The following is a 1,623-nucleotide window of genomic DNA, read 5'->3' as shown; positions in this document are numbered from 1 at the left end:
GGGGGCGGCGGGGGGCGCGGGGGGGGTCTGCGGGGGGAGGGCGCGCCGCGGGGGCGGGGCGGTGTGGTCGAGCGGGGCCAGGCGGGTGGGCAGCAGGACCGGGTCGGCCGCGGTGAGCGCGGCGTCGAGCAGGGCGGTCGCGTCCGACTCGGCCAGCGGGAGCAGGTTCCCGGTCGGGGCGTCCCACGGGCCCCAGGCCAGCGAGACCACCGGGTCGCCCGCGTCCGCGCGGCGGGCCGCGAAGGCATCCAGGAACGCGCCCGCGACCGCCTGGTCCACCCGGCCGATGCCGCCGACCGTGCCGGAGGCGGACGAGCAGAGCACGAACGCCTCCAGGTCGAGGTGCCTGGTCAGCTCGTGCAGCAGCAGGGTTCCGGCGACGGCGGGGTCGGGGGTGGTGGGCTCGGCGCTGCGGGTGGTGGCGCTGCGGGTGGTGGCGCTGCCGCCGGGGACCGCCGCCGCGTGGACGACGGCGGTGAGCGGCTGCTCGTCCGGGAGCTGCGCCAGCAGCGCGGCCACGGCGGGGCGGTCGGTGACGTCGCAGGCCACGACGGTCACGGCCGCGCCCTCGGCGGTCAGCTCGGCGACCAGCGCGGTGGTGTCGGGGTGGTTCGGGCCGGTGTGGCTGGCCAGGACCAGGTGCTCGGCGCCGGAGCGGGCCAGGTGGGCGGCGAGCGCGCGGCCGACCGCGCCGGTGCCGCCGGTGACCAGGACCGTGCCGCGCCACCGGGGTGCGGCGGCGGTGGCGGGGACTCGGGTGAGGCGGGCGGCGTGCGCCCGCCCGTCCCGCAGGAGCAGTTGGGGTTCGCCCGTGGCGACGGCGGCGGACACGGCGGTGAGGTCGGGGTCGTCCGCGTCGACCAGGACGAACCGGCCGGGGTGCTCGGACTGGGCGGCCCGCAGCAGCCCCCACAGGGCGGCGCCCGCGAGGTCGGCGGCTCCGGGACCGACCGCGCCGCTGGTCAGGACGACGAGGCGGGTGTCGGCGCGCTCGGGGTCGGCGACCCAGTCGCGGACCCGGCCCAGGGCCTGCGCCGTGAGGTCGCGGACGGCGTCCTCGGTGGTGGTCGCGGTGGTGCGCGGCGACCAGACCACCGGGTCGGTGACGGGAGCGGCGAGGGCGACGGGACGCCACTCCAGGCGGAGCAGGTCACCGGGCAGGCGGAGCAGGTCACCGGGCGGGCGGGGCGGTTCCCCGGTGGCGGGCGAGGGCTCGACGGCGGGTGAGGGCTCGCTGGCGGGCGAGGGCTCGACGGCGGGCGAGGACTCGGTAGCGGGCAGGGACTCGCCAGCGAGCGAGGGCTCGGCGGGCAGGGGCGCGGCGGGCAGGGGCTCGACGGGCAGGGGCGCGGCGACGGGCAGGGGCTCAGCTGCGGGCAGGGCCTCAACGGGTGGCAGGGGCTGCTCGGTCTCGGTCCAGGGGGTCGGGTGGTGGCGCTGGAACGGGTAGGTGGGCAGCTCCACGGGGCGCGGGTGCTGCCCGGCGAAGACCGCGTCCCAGTCGACGTGCGCGCCGTCGCCGTGCCGGTGGCCGAGCGCGGACATCAGCCGGTGCCGGTCGCCGTCGTCGGGGGGAGGCGCCGCGGGGTCCGGTTCCCCCGCGGTCGCGCGGGCGGTCGGGCC

The 1,623-nt window shown here is 80.2% G+C and carries 1 protein-coding gene; it reads right to left on the bottom strand.

What is annotated here, in order from left to right; translation table 11 throughout:
- On the bottom strand, positions 1 to 1,545 hold a 1,545-nt coding region (locus tag ACTUAL_RS31835), incomplete at its 3' end, for an SDR family NAD(P)-dependent oxidoreductase (protein WP_440902819.1).
- Between the last annotated feature and the right edge of the window lie 78 nt (positions 1,546 to 1,623).

Source organism: Actinosynnema sp. (genome assembly GCF_052038725.1).
Note: the sequence above shows the minus strand (reverse complement) of the source record. Positions and strands in the feature narration are given on the sequence as shown.